The following is a 20,707-nucleotide window of genomic DNA, read 5'->3' on the forward strand; positions in this document are numbered from 1 at the left end:
GACATGGCACGCGTATCGCTTGACGGTATCAGGAAGGTCTACGGCTCGACCGAGGTCATCAGGGGCGTCGATATCGACATCGCCGATGGCGAGTTCTGCGTGTTTGTCGGCCCCTCGGGCTGCGGCAAATCCACCCTGCTGCGGATGATCGCCGGGCTCGAGGATATCTCGGGCGGCACGCTGACCATCGGCGAGCGGGTGGTCAACGACCTGCCGCCCAAGGATCGCTCGATCGCCATGGTGTTCCAGAGCTATGCCATCTTCCCGCACATGACGGTGCGCGAAAACCTCGCCTTCGGCCTCACCATCGCCAAGGCCCCCAAGGCCGAAAAGGACGCCAAGGTGGCGGAAGCCGCCCGCATCCTCAAGATGGAGCACCTGCTCGAGCGCCGCCCCAGCCAGCTCTCGGGCGGCCAGCGCCAGCGCGTCGCCATCGGCCGCGCCATCGTGCGGCACCCAGGGGTGTTCCTGTTCGACGAGCCGCTAAGTAACCTCGATGCGGCCTTGCGCGTCGACATGCGCATGGAGCTGGCCAAGCTCCACGCCGATCTCGGCGCCACGATGATCTACGTCACCCACGACCAGGTCGAAGCCATGACGCTGGCCGACAAGATCGTCGTGCTCGACGCCGGCGTCGTGCAGCAGATCGGCTCGCCGCTCGATCTCTACCATCGCCCGGCCAACCTCTTCGTCGCCGGTTTCATCGGCTCGCCCAAGATGAACCTGCTCGAGGCCCGGGTCGAAGGCGTCGATGCGACGAGCGTCAAGCTCGCCTCCGCCGATCTCGGCACCCTGGTGCTGCCGCGCGCCAATGCCGCGGTCAGCCGCGGCGACGAGGTCGTGGTCGGCCTGAGGCCCCACCACCTCGGCACGAGCGGTAGCCAGCAGATCGGCGGCAAAGTGAAGCTGGTCGAGCGGCTCGGCAACGAAACCCTGGCCGCCCTCACCCTCGCCTCCGGCCAGCAACTCATCGCCGCCCTGCCGGGCGATGTGGACGTCAGCATCGGCGAAGACCTGCGCCTCGCCCCCCAACCGGAGCGGGCCAGCCTGTTCCTGAGCTCAGGCGCGGCGGTGAACTGAGGTCACAGGACGTGCAGTCGGATGGCTTCGGCGCCGATTGCGCCACCTCTAGCAGACGAGGGCGAGGCCCTCGCCGCGGTGATGCGTCCGGGCCTTCGCCCATATGCGGCGCCGATCGGCGAACTTGCCGCCGGCAGCGCCCCTAACTCGGTGTCATCCCTGCGAAAGCAGGGACCCAACTCACAGCCCGCGCAGGTGGGATGGATGGGGGACGAGGGCAAAAGCCCCTCGCCGCGAGGTCCCCGCTTTCGCCGGGAGACATCGCGTTTAGGCGCGTGCGGTGGCGAACGCACCTGCGAGAGCCGCATCAGCCCCTACCGCATCAGGTGGCCGCCGTCGGCGATGATGGTCTGGCCCGAGAGGATGCGGGCATCGTCGGAACAGAGGAACAGCGCGAGGCTCGCAATGTCCTCGGCCTTTACCAGGTGCTTGACGGCCTGCCGCCCGATGGTTTCGGCCACATAGGCGGGATCGGTCGCCGTTCGTTCGACCACCGTCCGCCCCGGTGCGATGCACATGACGCGGATCCCTGCCTCGCCGAGGTCGCGGGCGAGGCACTGGGTGAAGCCCCCGATCGCCGCCTTCGCCGTGCCATAGGCGATGAGGCCCGCGGCGCCCTGCATCCACGAAGTCGAGCCGAGGTTGATGATGACGCCGCCGCCGGCGCCCTCCATGTCCGGCGTCACCGCCTGGGCCGCAAAGGCGAGATGCCGCAGGTTCGTCGCCATGCGGTCGTCCCAATAGTCCGGGGTGATGGTGCGGAAGTCGTGCCGGGTATCGCTGCCGGCATTGTTGACGAGGATGCGGATCGGCCCGAGCTCGGCTCGTATCGCCGCAATGGCGCTACGCAGCGCCTCGATATCGGTCACATCGGCAACCCGGGTCGCGACCGTGCCGTCGATCATCCCGGCCGTGCGTTCGAGCCCGGCCGCGTCGCGGTCGATCAGCCCCATAAGGGCGCCCTGCCCCGCAAAGGCCAGCGCCATGGCGCGGCCGATACCGGCGCCGGCGCCGGTGATCAGCACCGGACGGCCGGCAAGACTGGGGTAGCGGTTGGTCAGGCTCATCGGCCGAACGTCCCGCTCGGCTGCCCACGCACGCCCGCGGCGATGGCGAAGATGCCGCCCGACAGCGGCGCCTCCACCAGCATGCGCTCGGCGAGGCGGATGCGGCCCGAGGTGATGTAGAGCGTCTCGAGCCTGTCGCCGCCGAAGCAGCAGCTCGAAGGACGCGGCACCGGTACGCCGACGACCCGGTCCAGCCGGCCGTCCGGGGCATAGCGGCGCACCGCCCAGCCGTCCCACACCGCCACCCAGATATAGCCCTCGGCATCGACTGTGAGGCCGTCGGGCTTGCCTTCGACCGGCGGGATCTGGATCACGCTGCGGCGGTTCGACAGGGTGCCGGCCTCGATGTCGAAGTCATAGGCAAAGACACAGCCCTCAGCCGAGTCGACGAAATACATCAGCCGGTCATCCGGGCTCCAGCCCATGCCGTTCGAGACGGTAAAGCCGGTGTCGTGCCGCCGCCACTTGCCATCCGCCTCGATCGAATAGAGCGAGCCGGCCGGCCGCGACGCATCGAGGGCCATCGAGCCGGCCCAGAACCGCCCGCGACGGTCGCATTTGGCGTCGTTGAAGCGGTTGGTCTCGATATCGGCTTCCGGGTCCACCACCGGCGTCAGCTCGCCCGTGGCAATGTCGAGCAGTTCAAGGCCGTTCTGCGTCATCACCGCATAGCCGCCGGCGGCGCGCGGGGCGATGGCGGTGACCATGCGCGACACCTTGGTGGTGCTATCCTCTCCGCTTGCCGGATCGAACACATGCACCGCCGGCGCGAGGATATCGAGCCAGACGAGGCGGCTGTCCACCGCGCTCCACATCGGCCCCTCGCCCAGATGCGCCGCCACCGGCAAGACGCACTCGGCATTGGCCGTAACCGCCGTGCGCGGCCGGTCCGGGGCATTGATGCTCATGGCTGTGGCTCCGACATTGCCCGAAATGCGGCGGGCGGCCTCCATCAGGTCGCGGCCGATCGTGTGCAGGCGCTCGACGCTGATGCGTTCGCGCGGACCGGAGACGCCGATCGCCGCGATCGGTTCATGCCGATGGTCGAGCACCGGCGCCGCCACCGACACCACGCCCGCGACGTGTTCCTCGATCGACAGCGCATAGCCCCGGGCCCGCGTGAGCCCGAGATCGGCCAGGAGCCCCGGCTCGTCCGGCGGAATCTTGGTCGGATCGCCGGAATTGCGCAGTTCCGCAATCAGTTCATGCTGGCGATGCGGCGCGAGGAAGGCCAGCAGCGCCTTGCCGCCCGAGGTGCAGTGCAACGGGGCGCGACGCCCCACCTCGATGCGGAAGCCGAACGCATCCGCCCCCAGCCGCCGGTCGATATAGAGGATCGCGCCACTCTCGATCTCGCACAGCGACACCGTCTCGTGGGTGAGATCGGCGAGGCGATCGAGTTCGGGGGCGGCGGCGCCCCGGAGGTCGAACTCGTCCCACACCTTGTGCGCCAGTTCGAACAGCCGCGGCCCCAGCCGGTAGGTCTGGTCCGCCTCGTTGAAGCGGATCAGCCGGAACTCCATCAGCGCTTCGAGGATGCGGTGCAGCGTCCCCTTGGGAAAGCCGGTGAGCTTGAGCAACTGGGTGAAGCGCTGTGGCCGCTCGACCTCGCCGAGCAGGTCGAGCACATAGAGCCCCTTGCCCAGGGCCGAGGTGCCCATGGGCATCTCATGCCCGCCCAGTTGTTTTGCGTCGATCGGCATCCCGGCTCCAGCGCTGACAGCGCTTTTGGTTTGTCGCGCTTTCCTGAAAGCGCTCTAGATCATTTAACGATCGGCAGCATCGGCATGGCGGCCAGGCTCGGCCCTTTGACCCACCCGCCGGCTGTCATCCCAGCGAAAGCTGGGACCCATCTGTCCATTTGCGCTGCGGCGAGTTGGGTCCCTGCTTTCGCAGGGATGACATCGAGTGTGGTTCCAGTCATCTGTGAAATGCTCTAGCTGATTGCCTGTTCTGTAGCCGGGTCGAACAGGTGGACGGAAGCCTGCGGCTTCAGGCCCAGCCGGATTGTCCCCCCGGAAAGCGGTGTGCCGACATCATAGAGCCGGGCGATCAGCGTGCCGTTGCCGAGCGGCTGGTGCTCGTGCTCGCCCGCCACCGCGGTCGCGACCTGCTGTCCGGGCAGCTTGAAATGCACATAGGCCTCGGTGCCCAAGCTCTCAACCAGCGTCGGGGTGATCTCCAGCGCCGGCGCATCGCCCCGCGCCAGGTCCAGCGATTCCGGGCGGATGCCGCAGATCACGGTCTTGCCGAGATAGGCCGCCGCCGCCTCGGCCACCGGCAGCCTGAGGCCGCCGGCATCGATATTAAGGCCCCGATCGTCGCGCTGCACCTTGCCGCTGAGGAAGTTCATCGCCGGCGAACCGATGAAGCCGGCGACGAACATATTGGCCGGGTGATTGAACAGCGCGTCGGGCGAGCCGATCTGCTGCACCACGCCCTTGCGCATGATGACGATGCGGTCGGCCATGGTCATGGCCTCGGTCTGGTCGTGCGTGACATAGATGGTGGTGACGCCGATGCGCCGCTGCAGCGCGGTGATTTCGGCCCGCATCTGCACCCGCAGGGCGGCGTCGAGGTTGGATAGCGGCTCGTCCATCAGGAACACCCGCGGCTCGCGCACAATCGCCCGGCCCAGCGCCACGCGCTGCCGTTGCCCACCTGACAGGGCCTTGGGGCGACGCTCCAGGAGGTCGCTGATTTCGAGCGCCTGGGCTGCCCGCTCGACGCGCTGGTTGATCTGCTTTTTGTCGGTGCCGCGCATCATCAGGCCGAAGCCGATATTCTGCCGCACCGTCAGATGCGGGTAGAGCGCGTAGTTCTGAAACACCATGGCGATGTCGCGCTTGGCCGGCGCCAGCTCGGTCACATCCTCGCCGCCGATGATGATGCTGCCGGTGCTGGCCGCCTCGAGCCCCGCGAGGATCTTCAGCGCCGTCGACTTGCCGCAGCCCGAGGGGCCGACAAAGACGATGAACTCGCCGTCCTTGACGTCCAGCGACATGTCGTGGAGCGCCTGGAAGGTGCCGTAGCGCTTGTTGAGGTTCTGGATCTGGATATCGGCCATCGGACTATTTCCCCGCGCCTGCGGTCATGCCGCCGACGAGAAAGCGTTGCAGGAAGAGGTAGGCGATCATGATCGGCAGCGCGGCCAGCAGCGAGGCCGCCATCACCAGGTTCCAGTCGGTCTGGTACTCGCCCTTGAAGGTGGCGATGCCGAGGTTAACCGTCCAGCTGTCGGCATTGTTGGCAAGGAAGGTGCGGGCGAACAGATAATCGGCCCAGCTCAGGACGAACCCATAGAGCGAGGTGGCGGCGAGCCCCGGCGCGGCCACCGGCAGGATGACCCGGAACAGCGCCCCCCAGGGCGTGCAGCCATCGACCTGCGCCGCCTGCTCGAGCTCGTTGGGAATGGAGTCGAAATACCCCTTCAGCATCCAGGTGGCGAACGGCACGATCGCCGTCGCATGCGCAAAGATCAGCGACCAGAGCGAACCCATCAGGCCCAGCGAGCGCATGATGCCGAACAAGGGGATGATCAGCATGGTGGCCGGCAGCATCTTGCTCATCAGGATGAACAGGCCGACATTCTCGCTGCTCTTGGTCTGGTAGCGCGACAGGCTGTAGCCGGCCAGCACCGCGGCCACCATCGAGATGCCGGTGGCGGTGACGGCGACGATGGCCGAGTTGGCCATCCAGCGCAGGATGTCGGTCTCGATGAACAGCCGGATATAGGTCTGCCATTGCGGGTCGGGCGGCAGGAAATGCGGCGGGTAGGCGCGGAGCGACCCGGGCGGCTGCAGCGAGGTGACCACCATCCAGTAGACCGGGAACAGCACCACGGCGCAGGCGACGATCACCGTCGCGTAGAGCAGGATGGATTGCCAGAGCTTGCGTTTCATCGAGCCCCCTCCCTCAGAACACGGCGTGGCTGGTCTTTTTGACCAGGAAGGCGCTGATCAGCGCGCAGATGACCAGCGTCACCACGCCGAGCGCCGAGGCGTAGCCCATGCGGAAGAACGAGAAGGCTTCCTCATAGGTCATGATGGCGAGCGTCTCGGTGGCGCCCACCGGACCACCGCCGGTCAAGACGTTGATGATCGAGAAGTCGCGGAATACCCAGAGCACGGTCAGCACCAGCGACACCCCGAGCACCGGCATCAGGCAGGGCAGCGTGATCCAGATGAAGCGCTTCCACACATTGGCGCCGTCGACGCGGGCCGCCTGGTAATATTCCTCGGGGATCGACTGCAGGCCCGCGAGGATCATGATGGAAATGAACGGGAAGCCCTTCCACACCATCACCATGGTGACCGCCGAAAAGGCCGGCAGCGGCTGGTTGAGCCAGGAGATCGGCAGGCCGATCACCCCGAGCTTGAGCAGCATCCAGTTGAGCACGCCGAACGAGGCATCGAGGATCCACAGCCAGGTGATCACCGCCACCACTTCGGGAATGGCCCAGGGCAGCGCGATCAGCATGCGGGCGACGCCGCGGCCGCGGAACTGCTGGTTGACCAGCAAGGCCGCGCCGAGCCCCACCAGCATCGAGATGCTGGTCACCACCACCAGCAATTTGGCGCTGACGCCGATGGCGTTCCAGAAATCGCTCGAAGCGAACAGTTTGACGTAGTTCTTGAGCGTATATTCGCTGGCGCCGAAGCTGAGCGTCGCGAACTTCACGTCGTGAAAGCTGATCTCGATGGCGAGCAGCATGGGGTAGACGAGGATGCCGAGGATCAGCAGCACCGCCGGCAGCAGCAGCAGGTAGCCGAGCTTTCTGGCGTGGCGCGGGCTCGCGAGGTCAATGCCGAACAAGCCGGAACTGCGGCGCACCGGCGCCGTCACCGGGCGCGGCTGGGTCAGGTCGGTCATATCAGCCTCTCCTCCTCAAGATGACTGGAAGCGGGCCGCGCACCTGCCAGTGCGCGGCCCGCCTGTCGCTACTGCAGCGCTTCGGCTTCGGCCTGCACGGTCGCGGCGACGGCTTCGGTCGGCAGCTTCTCGATAATCATGCGCTGGAACTGCTCGGCCGCCAGCTTGGTGAACTCGTTGTTCTGCGCTTCGAGCCCCTTGGGCATGCGGTCGACACCGGCAGCCGAAGCAGCGTTGGTCGCATCGATCAACAGCTGCATGTGCGGCACCTTCTCGAACGAGGCCGGGCCGACGGCGCCCGGGCGCGGCGCCGGGGAGGCGCCGAGCTCGGAATAGAGCTCCTGGAACTTCTGGCTGGTAGCGAGCTGGATGAACTCCCAGGCCAGTTCCTTCTTTTCCTGCGGCGTCTCGGCCGCCAGGGTCAGCACATTGGACGCCCCACCCAGCGGCGGCTGCATCGGCGAGGCCGCGTATTTCAGGTGCGGCTGGATCGCCGGATCGGCCTTTTGCAGGAAGGCGTTGATCCACGGGCCGTTGAGGCGCATGGCGACCTTGCCTTCGATGAACAGCTGGTCGAGCTCGGCCCCACCCGGAGGCACCAGACCCTCGTCCACCAGGGTGCGCCAGCGGTTGATCCCCTCGATGGTCTCGGGGGTGTTGATGGTGACCTTGCCTTCATTGTTGGTCCAGCGGCCGCCGGCCGACAGCACGTAGATCAGCATGTCGTTGGTCCAGCCGGAATTGGCCGAGACCATGTGCACGCCGGTGCCGTAGACATCCTTGATGCCGTCGCCATCGCGATCGATGGTGGTGGCGCGGGCCGCCGCGAGGAACTCTTCCCAGGTCTTGGGCGGCTCGGTGATGCCGGCCTCGGCGAGGATCTGCTCGTTATAGGCCATGATGTACCCGAAATAGAGCATCATGATGCACTGGGTCTTGCCGTCCCATTCGCAGACGCTCTGGCCCGCCCAGCCGTTGAGGTCCATGCCCGATTTCTCGATCCACGGGCCCAGGTCCTCGAGCCAGCCGTTCTCGGCGAAGGTGACATATTCGAACGAGGTGAGATGCACGATGTCGGGCGCCGAGCCGGCGGCGAACTGGGTGATCATCGCGTCCGAATAGCCGTCGCGTGGCATCAGCGTGAAATCGATCTTGACGTCCGGATGGGTCGTCTCGAACTCGTCGATGACGGCCTGCCACCAATCGCCATAGCCCTTCTCGCCCTTCTGCCAGGACACGAAGTTCAGCCGCGTTTCGGCAGCGGCGAGCCCCGGTAGCGCGACGATGCCGGCCAAGAGCAGCGCGGCAAGTGTTTTCGAAAGCTTCATCGTCAATATCCTCCCAAATGTGACGTGTTATTTGACCATCGTGGCCAGCGCCCGGGCCGATGGCTCGGCGCCGTGGCCGGGCTTGTCGGGCACCAGGTATTTGCCCTCCCGCACCTCGAGCGCCGTCTCGACGTAAGGCGCGTTGCGCGCCATCACCGAGTGCTGGAATTCGTGACCCCTGAGGTTCTGCAGCGTCGCGCTGACCTGCAGGCTGGCGGCGAGAAAGATGCCCGTGCCGATGGTGGCATGCGGGATGATCTGGCGGTGATGCGCCTGGGCCAAGAGGCCCATGCGGTGGAACGCCGTGATCCCGGTGTGCCCCATCTCCGGCTGCACGATGGCCAGCGGCCCGGCTTCGAGCCGGGCGCGCAGATCAAAGACGTTGCGCCATTCCTCGCCCGCCGCGATCGGCACCGGCGAATGCTCGGCCGCCCGGCCGATGCCCTCGATATCCTCGGGTTTGCACACCGCTTCGAGGAACCAGGGATCGTAAGGCAGGCACTTATGCGCCAGCGCCACCGTCTCGACGTCGGTCAAGGTCCAGTGCAGGTCCGCCGCGATCATCGGCTTGGGGCCGAGCGCCTCGCGCAGCACCCGGAACTCCTCGACCACGCCGCTCTCGGCATGCGGCGAGGCGAACTTGAACTGGGTGAAGCCGCGCTCGAGCCAGCTGACGGCGAACTTCGCCCGGTCGGCCAGCGTCTCGCCCGGCAGGCCGGAAACATAGGCCGGCACCTCGGTGCGGCGCGCCCCGCCCAGCAGCTTGGCGATCGGGGCGTTGCGGAGCTTGCCGCAGATATCCCACAGCGCGATATCCACCGCCGCCAACGCATCATGGGTATAGCCACTGTGCTGGCCGCGGACGCGTTGCAGGTCGTAAAGGTCTTCGTAGATCACCGCGACATCGAATGGGTCGCGACCGACGAGGAAGGTCGACAAGAGGTCATCGATGATAGCCCGCACCGCGCCCGGGGCGACGATGCCATAGGTCTCGCCCCAGCCCACCGTGCCATCGACCGTCTCGATGCGGCAGAGCACCGTGCGGTCCTTGGTCGGGTACACCGTCCGGTTTTCGGCCCGGACGAAATAGCCGGCCTCGTTGGCGGACTCACCGTTCTTGGGGCCGCCCAGATAGGGCTCGTCCTGCCGGTCGATCTGGATGGTGAAACTCTCGACCGATTTGATGCGGCTCGTCATCATGCATCTCCCAGGGCAGGCAGTTTCGGCGCGGCGCCGACCGGCAGCAGGTCGGCGATCTCGGCAATCATCATGTCGATCTCGGCGAGGCCGTGAGCGTCGAACTTGGGCAGCGGAGCCCGCACGCCGGAGCTGGTGAAGATGCCGCGGCGCATCAGCACTTCCTTGGTCAGCGACATCCGGTAGATCATCTGCACCAGCAGCAGCGGCAGCGAGCGGATGTAGAGCTCACGCGCCCCACCGAGGTCGCCACGGCGATAGGCCCGGAACAGCGCGGCGTGGAGATCGGTGATCTCGGCTGCCGGCATCAGCGCCACTGCGCCCCGCTCGAGCTCGTCATAGACATAGCGGGCGCCGCCCCCGCCCATGACGCCGTCGAGCCGGTCGCCGACGGCTTCGAGCAAGGCGGTGATGCGGGGGCCCGACGGGAGCGTCTCTTCCTTGACGTAGCGGATGGCCGGCACGGCGCGAACCACCTCGGCGATGGCCGCGACCGGCAGGCCGCTGCCCACCGGCGCCGGTGCGTTCTGCAGGATGATGTCGATACCGGCCTCGGCCGCGACAGTGCCGAAAAAGGCAACGAGGCGAGCGGGATCGGCGCCGACCGAGGCCGGGGCCATGACCATGGCGGCCGTCGCGCCAGCCGCCTTGCCGATGCGGCAGAAGGCGATGACTTCCTCGGGAGTTGCGGCGCTGGCGCCGACGATGAGCGGACGGCGGCCACCGAGTGTACGGCCGACGATCCGCACCAGCGTCTCGCGCTCGGCGGCGCTCAGGTGGTCGAACTCGCTGGCGACGCCCGGGAACACCACGCCATCCGCACCCGCATCGAGTGCGAACTCGGTCACCCGCGCCATGCCGGCCTCATCGATCTGCCCCGACGCGTCGAACGGCGTCGGCAGGACCGGCAGCACTCCCTCAAGCATCCTCAACTCCCTTAGTTCCATATGTTGGAACTACTTTCTTTAATATGGAACTGATGCCACGGGCCGTGCTAGCGGTCAAGGGCGCGTGACGAAGTTGCTGATCGCGCCGACCAGCAGAACGGGGATCCGATGCAGATTTATGTGGAGTGGACATCAGTGAGTTTCGCCGCCGACCTGATCGACGCGGCCGGGGCGGTGGTGGCCGAGATCCGTCAGCCGCTCGGCGTCAACCAGGTGAAGGACGGAGCCTTCGAGGCCCGCTTCCGCGAGCTGATCCCGGCCGACTGGCGTCATCGCGCCACGCACGCCTATCTCGCGGGAATGATCACCGGACGGGGCGGCTGGCTCGAGACCAGCTTCGCGCCGGCTCCCGCGGGGTTGGCGGAAATCGCCGCGCAAGGGAAACGGCTTGTTGTCGACGGCCTGCCGCTGCTGTTTCTCAGCGGCGTCAGTGTCGACGATCCGCTGCCCGATGTGATGCGTGGCGAGGAGCTCAAGGCCATCGCCGCAGCCGGAGCGCACCCGGCCGCCACCGTCATCCTGCCGGGCGCTCACACCAAATATGTCGCCGTCGAAGCCGGCCGCATCACGCGCCTCGCCACCTATATGGGCGGCGAGGCCGCCGCGCTGCTGCGCCGCGACTCGCTGATCAGCCGGCTGATTCCCGAAACCGCGGCGATCACCGAACCCGGGTTCGAGCGAGGTCTGGCGACGGCATGGAGCAGCGAGATTGCCGGCGGCCTGCTGCGACGGTTGTTCTCCGCCCGCAGCCTGGTGCTGTTCGAGCGCCTGCCGCGCGAGGATATTGCCGGCTACATCGCCGGCCTCGTCACCGGCGCCGAAATCCTCGAAGCCGAGGCGGAGTGGTCGCTGGGATCAGTGCCCGTTCTGGTCGCCGGCAGCAGCCCCGATGCCGTCCGCTACCTGACGGCCCTCCGCCGGCGCGGCATCGCCGCCGCATCGGCGCGGATCGATATCGGCGGCCTTATCGCCGCCCTTCCCGCACCTGCGCTCCTCCCGGGGTGAAGCGCAGCCGGTAGCTGCGGCTGGCGCCCGGCGGCAACCGCGAAACCCCTGGCAGGGTGGCGAACTGCCGGGGCTCGGTAATGGCGATCGGCATATCGCTCCACGGCTCGAGACAGAGGAACGGCGCCACGCCCCGGCTCCACAGCGCAAACTGTGCGAAGCCGTCGAAATCGAGCGTCATATGCGTCACCTCGGTGCCGAACCGCACCGAACGGCTGGCGATATCGGGCATGCCATGGGCGGTCGAAAAGTCGATGTCGGATGGCACGGCGACGCGCCCGTCAAAGCTGTAGCGAGGGACCGGCGCGGCGCCGAGCGGCTGCGTCTCTCCGGCCTCCACCGCGTCGAAATGCAGCCGATGCGCCTCGCGCCGCCCCGCCCCCGGCAGCGGCCAGTTGAAGCCCGGGTGGGCCCCCAGCATGTAGGGCAGTTCGGCCTCGGCATCCGGGTTGTGCACCCGCATCACCTGCGTCAGTCCCTCGGCGTCGAGCGCGAAATCGACGCTCAGCTCGAAGGCGTAGGGGAACGTCGCCAGGGTCTCCGGCGACGATCGCAAGCGCAACCGGCAGGCGTCTCGCGCCGCCTCCAGCACGTCAAATCCGCTGCCCGGCGCAAAACCATGCGGTGGCAGGTCCATCGGGGTATCACCGAGCAGCACCAGGCCGCGTGGATAATGCGAGACCACCGGGAACAGCACCGGCGCGCTGCGCCGCCACGCCTCCGACTGCGCCTGCCAGATGAACTCCCCGACCTGGCGATGCCTCAGGGATATGAGCTCCGCACCGACAGCAGAAATGCTGGCGGCCAGCTCATTGGCCTGGAGCTCGATCGATCCCACCGAAGGTTACCCCGTCTGATTCCTGGTTTCTCGCGCCCGCAATTGAAGGCGTAACGGGCGACAAGCCAAGTGGCAGATCGCGATGAACCCCGGGGGCCCTGCTCTCACCAGGACCGCCGCTCCCAGAGCGCAAGCGCGTCGGCGCCGGCCGGAAAGCGCAGCTGCCCGGTGGTATCGTGCACGGCGCGCCACACCCCTTCCGCGACATCGCTTTCGCTGGTGGTCACTTCAGGGCGGGCGCTGAACACTGCCGTGGCGTGGGCCGCGTAGGCCGGCGGAACCTGCGCAGCGAAGTCGAAGGCCGAGTTCTGCGCGAAGCGCGTGCTGACCCCGAGACCGGGCTCCACCAGCTTCACCCGCAGGCCGAACGGCGCGAGTTCGGGCACCAGGGCCTGCGAAAACCCCTCGATCGCCATCTTGCTCGCGGTGTAGGGCGCCGAGAACGGGAAAGCGCCCAGCGTTGCCGAGGAGGTGACGTTGACCAGCGTGCCGCTGCCGCGCTCGCGCATGCCCGGTAGCACCGCCTGGGTCATCGCCATCACCCCAAAAGTGTTGGTCTCGAAGATGCGGCGGATATCGTTGAGCGGCGCGATCTCGAAGGCGCCGCCCAGGCCGACTCCGGCATTGTTGACCAGGACGTCGATCGGCCCGGCCGCTGCGATGCAGGCGGCAATGCTGGCGGCGTCGGTGACCTCGAGCGGCAGCAGCCGCATCCGCTCCGACTTGGGCAGGATGCCCGGCTCGGGCTTCCGCATCGTGGCGATGACGTTCCAGCCCGCGGCGTGAAAGTGGCGGGCGGTCTCGCGGCCATAGCCCGAAGAGGCGCCGGTGATGAGAATGGTGTTCATGAAACTCTCCTTCAGTTGCTGGAGTTGAGAATGCGGCCGAGCCAGGCGCTGCGCGTCTGCCGGGCGATGAGCGACAGCCGCGCCGTGGGGAACAGCGCGTCGAAACCGTGAAAGCCGCCGGGCCAGACATGCAGCTCGGCTTCGCCGCCGGCCGCCCAGATCCGGCTCGCGAAGGCTGTGTCCTCGTCGCGGAACAGTTCGGCCGAGCCGGTATCGATGAAGCTCGGCGGCAGCCCGCCGAGATCGGCCGCCAGCGCCGGCGACACATAGGCCGGCACTTCGGTGGCGGCGCCGAGCAGCGCCTGCCAGCCGAAGGTATTGGCGGCGCGCGTCCAGGTGGCGGGCCCCTCGGCAAATTGCCGGCTCGAGACGCTGTCATTGCGATGGTCGAGCATCGGGCAGATCAGCACCTGCGCGGCAATCGCCGGGCCGCCCCGGTCGCGCGCCAGCAGCGTCATGCCGGCAGTGAGGCCGCCACCGGCGCTGGCCCCGGCAACGATCAGCCGCCTGGGATCGATGCCGAGCTCAGTGGCGTGCGCGGCGACCCAGACGAGGCCGGCGTAGCAATCCTCGACCGGGGTCGCGCCCTTGGCCTCAGGCGCCAGCCGATAGTCCAGCGTCACCACCACGGCGCCGAAGCGCTCGAGCCAATCAAGCGGAATATCGAGATTGGCGAAGCGGTCGCCCATCACCATGCCGCCGCCATGCAGCCAGTAGATGCAGGGCGCCGCCGCCTCGAGCCCGGCCGGGCGGAACATCGACAGCGGCAGTTCGGCGCCATCGGCAGCGGTGACAGTCAGCTCGCGCCGTTCGATCGAGCGGCCCTCGATGAAGGCTTCGGCCGGCAGCTTGTATTGGCGCAGCAGCGGCAGGCTCTCGGCATCGAGCGCCGGCGCCGCCGGCAACTCTGCCAATAGCCGGGCCAGTTCGGGGTCCAGTGCAGGGCGGGACGTGGTCATGGGAGGGTTCCTTTGGGCAAGGCGATGCCACGACGCCGATGGGCGTGTGCGGGCGTCGCGGTGAATAGGGGAGCTAGAGGACGGCTTTGCCGCCCAGCGGCACTTCGTCGGTGTAGGCGCTGTCGGCGACCAGCGGACCGAACTCGGCGGTATAGGCCTTCGCTACGTCGCTGCCGAAGAAGCGGCCATGCGCTTCCGCGCTGCTCCAGCCTTCGGTGACGAACACCAGGTCCGGGTTGCTGGCCGAGCGGCCGATCAGGAAGACGAGGCAGTCGTCATGCTCGAGCGAGGGAGCCCGTTCGAGCAGTGCGACGAGTTCGTCGCCCTTCCCCGGCTGGGCGGTCATTGCGGCGTGGAAACCGTGCTTGCTGGTCATTTCGAGTGTCCTTTCGTTGCCGGCACGCCCAGTGCTCGGCGGCAACGACACCAAACCATTTCCAGCATCCGGGGCGGTATCACAGGGCTATCGACGACTTGCACGATCCTACCATCATCGAGAGAATCGTTTGAACTCAGCCTTCTCCGCTGTTACTCAAGCTCCATGCAGATCGATGAACTCAACACCCTGATCGCCCGCCACGCCCGGCCCGATGCCTCGACCCCGGTCGAGGGCGTACTGCTCGCCGAACACAACGCCTCGATCGAGGAACACTCGACCACCGGCACGGTGCTGGCGCTGATCGCCCAGGGCGAAAAACGCCTGGCGCTGGGCGACCGGCTCTATCGCTACGGTGCCGGCCAATATCTTGTTGCTTCGGTTGACCTGCCGATCAGCGGCCAGTTCGTCGACGCTAGCCCCGAGCACCCGGCCCGCGGCTTCGGCATGGTGCTGCATCCGCCCAGCATCGCCGAACTGCTGCTCGAAGCCGGCTCGGAGAGCCTCGGCCGGCCCAGCGGCGTGCCCTCCGGCCTGATCGTCTCCGCCGCCCCCACCGAGCTGCTCGATGCGGTATTGCGGCTGCTGCGGCTGTTCGACCGGCCGCGCGATCTCGCCGTGCTGGCGCCATCAATCAAGCGCGAAATCCTCTGGTGGCTGATCGTCGGCGAACAGGGGGCGACGGTACGCCAGCTCGGCCTCGCCGACAGCCATCTCAGCCACATCGCCCGCGCCGTGCGCTGGATCCGCGAGCACCATGCCAGCGCTTTCCGGGTCGAGGACGTGGCGGAAATCTGCGGCATGAGCCCCTCGGCCTTCTATCGCAATTTCCAGGCCGTGACGGCGATGAGCCCGATCCAGTTCCAGAAGCAGATCCGGCTGCAGCAGGCCCGGCTGCAGCTCGCCGCTTCCCCCGATGACGTCGCCGGCATCGGCTTTCGCGTCGGCTATGACAGCCCCTCGCAGTTCAGCCGCGAATACCGCCGCCAGTTCGGCGCCCCACCCAGCCAGGACGCCCAGCGCCTGCGCGGCGAGGCGCGGGGTATGGCGTCGCTGGTGTAGATGGTGCAGTCGGCGGCCCTCTCCCGTTTACGGGGTCGGCGGATGAGGGCCGGAGGCCCTCACCGCGGGGGGACCACGCGAAAGCGTGGTGGGAGGGGGGCCCTGAGCCTGCCCCGGCCGCCCACTGTCCGAGCGTGGGGCACCCCCCTCCCACCACACTTTCGCGTGGTCCCCCCTCCCCCGCAGGCGGGAGAGGGCCGCCGTTCAAGCCACCCCCTAAACCGGCATCTCCGCCTCCCCGGCACGGCTGGCTGTCGTTTCGATCTGGATGGTCGAGTGCGAAATGCCGAACTGCTCGTGCAGCAGCTCGCGGGCCGCGACCAGCAGCGCCTGCTGGTCGGCGCCGTCGCCGATCACGAGGTGCCCGCTCATCGCATCGACGCCCGAAGTGATGGTCCACACATGCAGGTCGTGCACGTCGGTGACATCGGGCAGCGCCCGCAGGGCGGCATCGAGCCCGCCGAGATCGAAGCCGGCCGGCGTGCCTTCGAGCAGGATATTCACCGCGTGCTTCAGCAGCGCCCAGGTGCGCGGCACGATGAACAGCCCAATCGCCGCCCCGATGAGCGGATCGGCCAGGGTCCAGCCGGTGAACATGATGAGCAGCGCCGAAACGATGACGCCGATCGAGCCCAGCATATCGGCCAGCACCTCGAAATAGGCGCCCTTCAGGTTGAGGCTTTCCTTCGAGCCGGCAGCCAGCAGCCGCATGCTGACGAGGTTCACCACAAGGCCGATCACCGCGACGATCAGCATCGGCGTCGACAGCACCTCGGGCGGCGCCAGCAGGCGCTCATAGGCCTCGTAGAGGATGTAGATGGCGAGGACGAGCAGCACCACCGCATTGCCGAGCGCCGCCAGCACTTCGGTGCGCAAGTACCCATAGGTCTTCGATGCGTTCGGCGGCCGCGCCGCGAACCAGATCGCCAGCAGCGCCAGCGCCATGCCGCCCACATCGGTGAGCATATGCGCGGCGTCGGCGAGGAGCGCGAGGCTCCCCGAGATCAGCGCCCCGACCACTTCGGCAATGAGGTAGGCGGTCGTCAGCCCCAGCGCGATGACGAGGTTACGGCGATGCCGCGCCCCGGCCGAACCGCTCGCCGGGCGCGTGGCCCCATGGCTGTGTCCAGCTCCCATTCAGCCCCTCCCCGCGACGGCAAGACGTTCGGCGCAACCCATGGCCATGATCGATCTCCGGTAACACCCGGCCGACGCTACAACCTCTAGCCACTATAGCTGCAAGGGCTTCTGCAACCGGCGGGAAATCCGGTTGCGCGGCCGGAGCGGCAATGTCACCCATGGGGCGAGGACTGGCCTTGGGAGGGGCGGCACCATGTTCGGCAGAGTTTTGCGGCTTGGCCTCGCGATCGACTGGCTGCGGGTGCTGCCGATCCTCGCCGCGACCGTGCTGGCGGCCGCCCTGCCGGTCGGCGTGCCGCTGCTGCTCGGCCGCATCATCGATGGCGCGCTGCGCGGCGCGGGGCTCATGGAGCTGCTGCCCTTGCTGGGCCTCGTCGCCGGGCTGGCGATCGCCGCTGCCCTGGCGGAGGTGCTGGCCAATACCCTGGGGGCGCGCCTCGGCTATGGCCTCTCCTGGCAGCTGGCGCGGCGGCTTTATGGCGAAGTGCTGCGCATGCCGATGCTGAGCTATGCCACCATCAACCCCGGCGTGCTGAACAGCCGCCTCACCAACGACATGCGCATGGTCGATCCGCTGTTCACCGTCGTGCCGCTGGCAACCGTGCATGGCTGGGTCGGGCTCGCTGCGGTCGGCATCGCGCTGGCCCTCATCAACCCCTGGTTCCTCGCCGCCTTCGCGCTGGTGCCGCTCGCGCTGCTCGCGGTGCGCTTCGCCGAAGGGCAGATCAACGCCACCATCAAGGATTCCTACGAAATCAACGCCGCTGTCGCCGCGCAGATCGAGAGCACCACCAGCGGCGATGCGGTGAGCCTCGTCCGGCAGGCGCGCGCCACCGGCGCCGAGGAACAGCGCTTCGCCACGCTGGCCGATAAATCCGTGGCGCTGGCGGCGCGCATGGACAATTGGCGCGCCGTGATCAACGTGGCCTATCGGCTGTGCTTCGATTTGATCACGGTGCTGTTTATCGGCATCGGCGTGCTGCTCGCCTCGGCCGGGCAGATCTCGATCGGCAATGTCGTCTCGGCCCTGTTCTTCGTCGGCCTGGTGCGCCAGCCGCTGGGCGAAGTGGTGGGCCGGCGCTATCCGCTGATCCGCGCCGGCATGGGGCTCGACCGCGTCGAGGCAGTGCTGCAGTCGGCTAATACCGGCCTGCCCACGGTAGCGGCCGCGGCGCGCCCGCCGGCGCAGCCGGCGCCCGCCCCGGAGGTCCTGGCGTTCGAGGCCGTCGGCTACACCTATCCCGGCCGCGACGCCCTCGCGGTCAGGACGCTGTCCGATGTCGCCAGCGCCAGTGCCGGGATGACCGGGTTTCTCGCCGGGGTCTCGCTCACCCGGCTGGACCAGCCGGCGAACCCCGGCACGACGGACCAGCCGGCCCGGATCCTCAGTGACATCTCGTTCGCGGTACGCCGCGGCGAAACCCTGGCGATCGCCGGGCCTTCCGGCTCGGGCAAATCGACCATCATCAGCCTCGCCTGTGGCTCGCTCCGGCCATCGAGCGGTGCGGTCCGGATCGAGGGGCGCGATGCCGCCGCGCTGGCCGAGGAGGATATCTGGCGCTCGGTTTCGCTGGTCAGCCAGGATGTCTACCTGCGCGATGCGACGCTGCGCGACAACCTGCGCTACGGCCTCGAGGATGCGACCGACGAGCGGCTCACAGACGCGCTGCACCAGGCCGGGCTCGGCCAGCTGCTGCGGCAGCTGCCCGAGGGGCTCGGCACCATGGTCGGCCAACGCGGCAAGCGCTTTTCCGGCGGCGAACGGCAGCGCATCGCCATTGCCCGCGCCGTGCTGCGCGATCGCCCGCTGCTCATCCTCGACGAGGCCACCTCGCATCTCGATGCCGAACGCGAGGAAGGCATCCTCGACGCCATCGCGGCGATTGCCGCCAACCGGGCGGTGCTGGTGGTGGCGCACCGGACCTCGGCGATCGAGCGCGCCGACCGCGTGGTGATGATCGAGCATGGCGGCGTGGTCGAACGCGGCACCCATGCCGAACTCATCGCCGCCGGCGGCCGCTACGCCACCATGCACCGGGCCGGCGCGACGGGGTGAGGACCGGATGGGCGTGCGCAATTATCTGATCGAGGGCCTCTCCGGCGCGGGCAAGACCACGGTGGCCGAAGAGCTGCAGCGCCGCGGCCACCATGTTATCCACGGCGACCGGCAATTCGCCTATTACGGTGACCCCGAGACCGGCGCACCGCTGGATTGGCCGGCTTTTGACAGCGAGAACGACAAGGTGGCGTGGGGTTACCGGCATTGGATCTGGCCGGTCGAACGGGTCAAGGCGCTGATCGCCGACCGGAGCCACCTAATCAGCTTCTTCTGCGGCGGCTCGCGCAACCGCCATCACTTCATCGCGCTGTTCGACAGGGTCTTCGTGCTCGAAGCCGACGCCGCCACCCTGAACCGGCGGCTCGCGGCGCGGCCGGCCGATGTCTTCGGCGGCAAGCCGATTGAGCGGGCGTTCAACACGCGGCTCCATGCGAGCGGCGACAACGACCCGGGCAACGCCATCCGCATCGACGCCACCGCGCCGCTTGCCGACGTCGTCGACGCGATCCTCGCTGCATGCCAGCCGCAGAGCGGCGGCTGATCGGACCGACGGTGGCCAGGGCCGTCGCCCCCGGGTTGTGGCGGCAATCGCGCTGCGCTAACGATGAGTTACGCCAGCTATGTCTGCTGGTGCCGTGGAGGCGATAGTGACTGAAGCGGCATCTGGAGCAGAAACCGGGCCACAATACCGGCCCGGTACTCATATTCTGCTCGATTTCTGGGGTGCGACCGGCCTCGATGATCAATCTTTCATAGAACAGGCGATGCGCCGCGCGGCCGCGGCCTGCAACGCCACAGTGCTCGAAACGCGTTTCCACCATTTCGGCGCCAATAGTGGGATTACCGGCGTTGCTCTGCTTGCCGAGTCGCATATCAGCATCCACACTTGGCCCGAGACCGGTTACGTCGCACTGGACGTCTTCATGTGCGGCGATTGCCGCGCCGAGGAGGCCATTGCGCCGCTGCAGGCCGCGTTTCAGCCGAGCAACTTGAAAATCACGGCCGTTGCCCGCGGGTCACTGACCCCGGACGCTTCAGCCTAGCGCCGCCAGCGGCGACCATCGGGGGGTGGTGGATGACTTTCGCAGGGCTGCCGATCCAGGACATCGTGCGCGCGCCGATATTCCTTGTGCTGTATCTGGTGCTGCTGCTGCTCGCCAAATGGTTCAAGGGCCTGGCGATCTCCTACAAGATCAACCAGCAGTTGAGCGAAAGCGGCAACCTCGCCATCGGGCTCGCCATGTCGGGTTATTACCTGGCGACGGCGCTGATCTTTGTCGGGGCGCTCTATGGCCCCTCCCATGGGCTGCTGCAGGACCTGCTGGCGGTCGGTGGCTACTCGCTGGCCGGCATCGTGCTGCTCAACCTGTCGCGCTGGTTCAACGACTGGGCGATCCTGCGCAAGTTCGACGACACGCACCAGTTGGTCGCCAGACGGAATGTCGGCGTCGGCGCGGTGCATTTCGGCGCCTATGTCGCGACCGGGCTGGTGATTGCCGGCTCGGTATCGGGCGAAGGCGGCGGCATCGTCTCGATGCTGGTGTTCTTCGTCTTGGGGCAGCTGTCGCTCTTGGCTTTCAGCCTGATCTATGAGCGGCTCTCGCCCTACAGCATCCACAAGACGCTGGTCGACAGCAACGTCGCCAGCGGCGTCGCCTTCGCCGGCCACCTGATCGCCCTCGCCATCATCATCATGAACGCTTCGGCCGGCGATTTCGTCAACTGGCCGGCCGACCTGATGGCTTTCTTCGCCGCCGACCTCATCGCCTTCGTCTTCCTGCCGATCCTGCGGCTGGTCATGGATCGCATGGTCATCCCTGGTCGCTCGCTGGGGCGCGAAATCCGCGACAATGGCAACCTCGGCGCCGCCCTGCTCGAAGCCACGACCGCGATCTGCTTTGCGGGCGTGACGGCGATGCTGATCTAGGG

The 20,707-nt window shown here is 67.5% G+C and carries 20 protein-coding genes; 7 read left to right on the forward strand and 13 right to left on the reverse strand.

Annotated elements, in window-relative coordinates:
* Positions 1-3: 3 nt before the first annotated feature.
* Positions 4-1,080, forward strand: coding sequence for a sn-glycerol-3-phosphate ABC transporter ATP-binding protein UgpC (gene ugpC / locus ASC68_RS22260; RefSeq protein WP_055884289.1), 1,077 nt, complete (start codon positions 4-6; stop codon positions 1,078-1,080).
* Positions 1,081-1,394: 314 nt separating this feature from the next.
* Here the strand turns inward: ugpC (ASC68_RS22260) and ASC68_RS22265 are convergent, their stop codons facing one another.
* The 8 genes from ASC68_RS22265 to ASC68_RS22300 form a co-directional block, all read right to left on the reverse strand.
* Positions 1,395-2,147 carry an SDR family oxidoreductase gene (locus ASC68_RS22265; protein ID WP_055884292.1) on the reverse strand — a complete coding sequence of 251 codons (753 nt, stop codon included), beginning with the start codon at positions 2,145-2,147 and terminating at the stop codon, positions 1,395-1,397.
* Positions 2,144-3,850 (reverse strand): SMP-30/gluconolactonase/LRE family protein, encoded by a 1,707-nt coding sequence (locus tag ASC68_RS22270; protein WP_055884296.1) that lies wholly within the window; start codon positions 3,848-3,850, stop codon positions 2,144-2,146. Before ASC68_RS22270 ends, ASC68_RS22265 begins: the two co-directional genes overlap by 4 nt.
* 233 nt (positions 3,851-4,083) lie before the next feature.
* Complete coding sequence (ugpC, locus tag ASC68_RS22275; protein ID WP_055884299.1) at positions 4,084-5,214, reverse strand: sn-glycerol-3-phosphate ABC transporter ATP-binding protein UgpC; 1,131 nt, start codon at positions 5,212-5,214, stop codon at positions 4,084-4,086.
* A gap of 4 nt (positions 5,215-5,218) precedes the next feature.
* Positions 5,219-6,049, reverse strand: coding sequence for a carbohydrate ABC transporter permease (locus tag ASC68_RS22280; RefSeq protein ID WP_055884301.1), 831 nt, complete (start codon positions 6,047-6,049; stop codon positions 5,219-5,221).
* 13 nt (positions 6,050-6,062) lie between these two features.
* Positions 6,063-7,019 (reverse strand): sugar ABC transporter permease, encoded by a 957-nt coding sequence (locus ASC68_RS22285; protein WP_082528383.1) that lies wholly within the window; start codon positions 7,017-7,019, stop codon positions 6,063-6,065.
* Positions 7,020-7,087: 68 nt separating this feature from the next.
* A complete protein-coding gene (locus ASC68_RS22290; RefSeq protein ID WP_055884304.1) occupies positions 7,088-8,347 on the reverse strand; it encodes a sugar ABC transporter substrate-binding protein in 1,260 nt (419 codons plus the stop codon).
* Positions 8,348-8,374: 27 nt separating this feature from the next.
* Complete coding sequence (locus ASC68_RS22295) at positions 8,375-9,544, reverse strand: mandelate racemase/muconate lactonizing enzyme family protein (RefSeq protein WP_055884306.1); 1,170 nt, start codon at positions 9,542-9,544, stop codon at positions 8,375-8,377.
* On the reverse strand, positions 9,544-10,470 hold the full coding sequence (locus ASC68_RS22300; protein WP_055884309.1) for a dihydrodipicolinate synthase family protein: 927 nt from the start codon (positions 10,468-10,470) through the stop codon (positions 9,544-9,546). Before ASC68_RS22300 ends, ASC68_RS22295 begins: the two co-directional genes overlap by 1 nt.
* A gap of 129 nt (positions 10,471-10,599) precedes the next feature.
* Here ASC68_RS22300 and ASC68_RS22305 point away from each other — a divergent pair, with 129 nt between their 5' ends.
* Positions 10,600-11,496 carry a 2-dehydro-3-deoxygalactonokinase gene (locus ASC68_RS22305; RefSeq protein ID WP_055884312.1) on the forward strand — a complete coding sequence of 299 codons (897 nt, stop codon included), beginning with the start codon at positions 10,600-10,602 and terminating at the stop codon, positions 11,494-11,496.
* Here ASC68_RS22305 and ASC68_RS22310 read toward each other — a convergent pair.
* From ASC68_RS22310 to ASC68_RS22325, 4 genes are all read right to left on the reverse strand, one after another.
* Complete coding sequence (locus ASC68_RS22310; protein ID WP_055884315.1) at positions 11,456-12,334, reverse strand: hypothetical protein; 879 nt, start codon at positions 12,332-12,334, stop codon at positions 11,456-11,458. The two genes, ASC68_RS22305 and ASC68_RS22310, sit on opposite strands and share 41 nt — an antisense overlap.
* Before the next feature lie 104 nt (positions 12,335-12,438).
* Positions 12,439-13,182 carry an SDR family oxidoreductase gene (locus tag ASC68_RS22315; RefSeq protein WP_055884318.1) on the reverse strand — a complete coding sequence of 248 codons (744 nt, stop codon included), beginning with the start codon at positions 13,180-13,182 and terminating at the stop codon, positions 12,439-12,441.
* A gap of 11 nt (positions 13,183-13,193) precedes the next feature.
* Positions 13,194-14,141 carry an alpha/beta hydrolase gene (locus ASC68_RS22320; protein ID WP_055884320.1) on the reverse strand — a complete coding sequence of 316 codons (948 nt, stop codon included), beginning with the start codon at positions 14,139-14,141 and terminating at the stop codon, positions 13,194-13,196.
* A gap of 73 nt (positions 14,142-14,214) precedes the next feature.
* Positions 14,215-14,517 (reverse strand): antibiotic biosynthesis monooxygenase family protein, encoded by a 303-nt coding sequence (locus tag ASC68_RS22325; protein ID WP_055884324.1) that lies wholly within the window; start codon positions 14,515-14,517, stop codon positions 14,215-14,217.
* A gap of 165 nt (positions 14,518-14,682) precedes the next feature.
* On the opposite strand from ASC68_RS22325, the gene ASC68_RS22330 reads away from it, so the two are divergent.
* On the forward strand, positions 14,683-15,579 hold the full coding sequence (locus tag ASC68_RS22330) for an AraC family transcriptional regulator (protein ID WP_055884327.1): 897 nt from the start codon (positions 14,683-14,685) through the stop codon (positions 15,577-15,579).
* A gap of 216 nt (positions 15,580-15,795) precedes the next feature.
* On the opposite strand, the gene ASC68_RS22335 is transcribed toward ASC68_RS22330, so the two are convergent.
* On the reverse strand, positions 15,796-16,716 hold the full coding sequence (locus tag ASC68_RS22335; protein ID WP_055884330.1) for a cation diffusion facilitator family transporter: 921 nt from the start codon (positions 16,714-16,716) through the stop codon (positions 15,796-15,798).
* Positions 16,717-16,912: 196 nt separating this feature from the next.
* Between ASC68_RS22335 and ASC68_RS22340 the strand changes: the two genes are divergently transcribed.
* From ASC68_RS22340 to ASC68_RS22355, 4 genes are all read left to right on the forward strand, one after another.
* Positions 16,913-18,775: an ABC transporter ATP-binding protein gene (locus ASC68_RS22340; protein WP_055884333.1), complete on the forward strand. Its 1,863-nt coding sequence runs from the start codon at positions 16,913-16,915 to the stop codon at positions 18,773-18,775.
* A 7-nt stretch (positions 18,776-18,782) separates the two neighbouring features.
* Positions 18,783-19,319, forward strand: coding sequence for an AAA family ATPase (locus ASC68_RS22345; RefSeq protein WP_055884336.1), 537 nt, complete (start codon positions 18,783-18,785; stop codon positions 19,317-19,319).
* A 106-nt stretch (positions 19,320-19,425) separates the two neighbouring features.
* Entirely contained in the window at positions 19,426-19,821 is a 396-nt protein-coding gene (speD, locus tag ASC68_RS22350; RefSeq protein WP_055884448.1) for an adenosylmethionine decarboxylase, read from the forward strand.
* A gap of 32 nt (positions 19,822-19,853) precedes the next feature.
* Positions 19,854-20,705: a DUF350 domain-containing protein gene (locus tag ASC68_RS22355; RefSeq protein ID WP_055884338.1), complete on the forward strand. Its 852-nt coding sequence runs from the start codon at positions 19,854-19,856 to the stop codon at positions 20,703-20,705.
* The last annotated feature ends 2 nt before the right edge of the window (positions 20,706-20,707 follow it).

The sequence above is a fragment of the Devosia sp. Root105 genome, from assembly GCF_001424865.1.
Classification (GTDB): domain Bacteria; phylum Pseudomonadota; class Alphaproteobacteria; order Rhizobiales; family Devosiaceae; genus Devosia_A.

What these genes read in the sequence shown, in the direction of transcription:
- ASC68_RS22315 (WP_055884318.1), bottom strand. Translation starts at nt 13,182, where the DNA reads ATGAACACCATTCTCATCACCGGCGCCTCTTCGGGCTATGGCCGCGAG.
- ugpC (WP_055884299.1), bottom strand. Translation starts at nt 5,214, where the DNA reads ATGGCCGATATCCAGATCCAGAACCTCAACAAGCGCTACGGCACCTTC.
- ASC68_RS22305 (WP_055884312.1), top strand. Translation starts at nt 10,600, where the DNA reads ATGCAGATTTATGTGGAGTGGACATCAGTGAGTTTCGCCGCCGACCTG.
- ASC68_RS22285 (WP_082528383.1), bottom strand. Translation starts at nt 7,019, where the DNA reads ATGACCGACCTGACCCAGCCGCGCCCGGTGACGGCGCCGGTGCGCCGC.
- ASC68_RS22320 (WP_055884320.1), bottom strand. Translation starts at nt 14,141, where the DNA reads ATGACCACGTCCCGCCCTGCACTGGACCCCGAACTGGCCCGGCTATTG.
- ASC68_RS22270 (WP_055884296.1), bottom strand. Translation starts at nt 3,850, where the DNA reads ATGCCGATCGACGCAAAACAACTGGGCGGGCATGAGATGCCCATGGGC.
- ASC68_RS22290 (WP_055884304.1), bottom strand. Translation starts at nt 8,347, where the DNA reads ATGAAGCTTTCGAAAACACTTGCCGCGCTGCTCTTGGCCGGCATCGTC.
- ASC68_RS22300 (WP_055884309.1), bottom strand. Translation starts at nt 10,470, where the DNA reads ATGCTTGAGGGAGTGCTGCCGGTCCTGCCGACGCCGTTCGACGCGTCG.
- ASC68_RS22265 (WP_055884292.1), bottom strand. Translation starts at nt 2,147, where the DNA reads ATGAGCCTGACCAACCGCTACCCCAGTCTTGCCGGCCGTCCGGTGCTG.
- ASC68_RS22335 (WP_055884330.1), bottom strand. Translation starts at nt 16,716, where the DNA reads ATGGGAGCTGGACACAGCCATGGGGCCACGCGCCCGGCGAGCGGTTCG.
- ugpC (WP_055884289.1), top strand. Translation starts at nt 4, where the DNA reads ATGGCACGCGTATCGCTTGACGGTATCAGGAAGGTCTACGGCTCGACC.
- ASC68_RS22325 (WP_055884324.1), bottom strand. Translation starts at nt 14,517, where the DNA reads ATGACCAGCAAGCACGGTTTCCACGCCGCAATGACCGCCCAGCCGGGG.
- ASC68_RS22340 (WP_055884333.1), top strand. Translation starts at nt 16,913, where the DNA reads ATGTTCGGCAGAGTTTTGCGGCTTGGCCTCGCGATCGACTGGCTGCGG.
- ASC68_RS22355 (WP_055884338.1), top strand. Translation starts at nt 19,854, where the DNA reads ATGACTTTCGCAGGGCTGCCGATCCAGGACATCGTGCGCGCGCCGATA.
- ASC68_RS22330 (WP_055884327.1), top strand. Translation starts at nt 14,683, where the DNA reads ATGCAGATCGATGAACTCAACACCCTGATCGCCCGCCACGCCCGGCCC.
- ASC68_RS22295 (WP_055884306.1), bottom strand. Translation starts at nt 9,544, where the DNA reads ATGACGAGCCGCATCAAATCGGTCGAGAGTTTCACCATCCAGATCGAC.
- ASC68_RS22280 (WP_055884301.1), bottom strand. Translation starts at nt 6,049, where the DNA reads ATGAAACGCAAGCTCTGGCAATCCATCCTGCTCTACGCGACGGTGATC.
- ASC68_RS22345 (WP_055884336.1), top strand. Translation starts at nt 18,783, where the DNA reads ATGGGCGTGCGCAATTATCTGATCGAGGGCCTCTCCGGCGCGGGCAAG.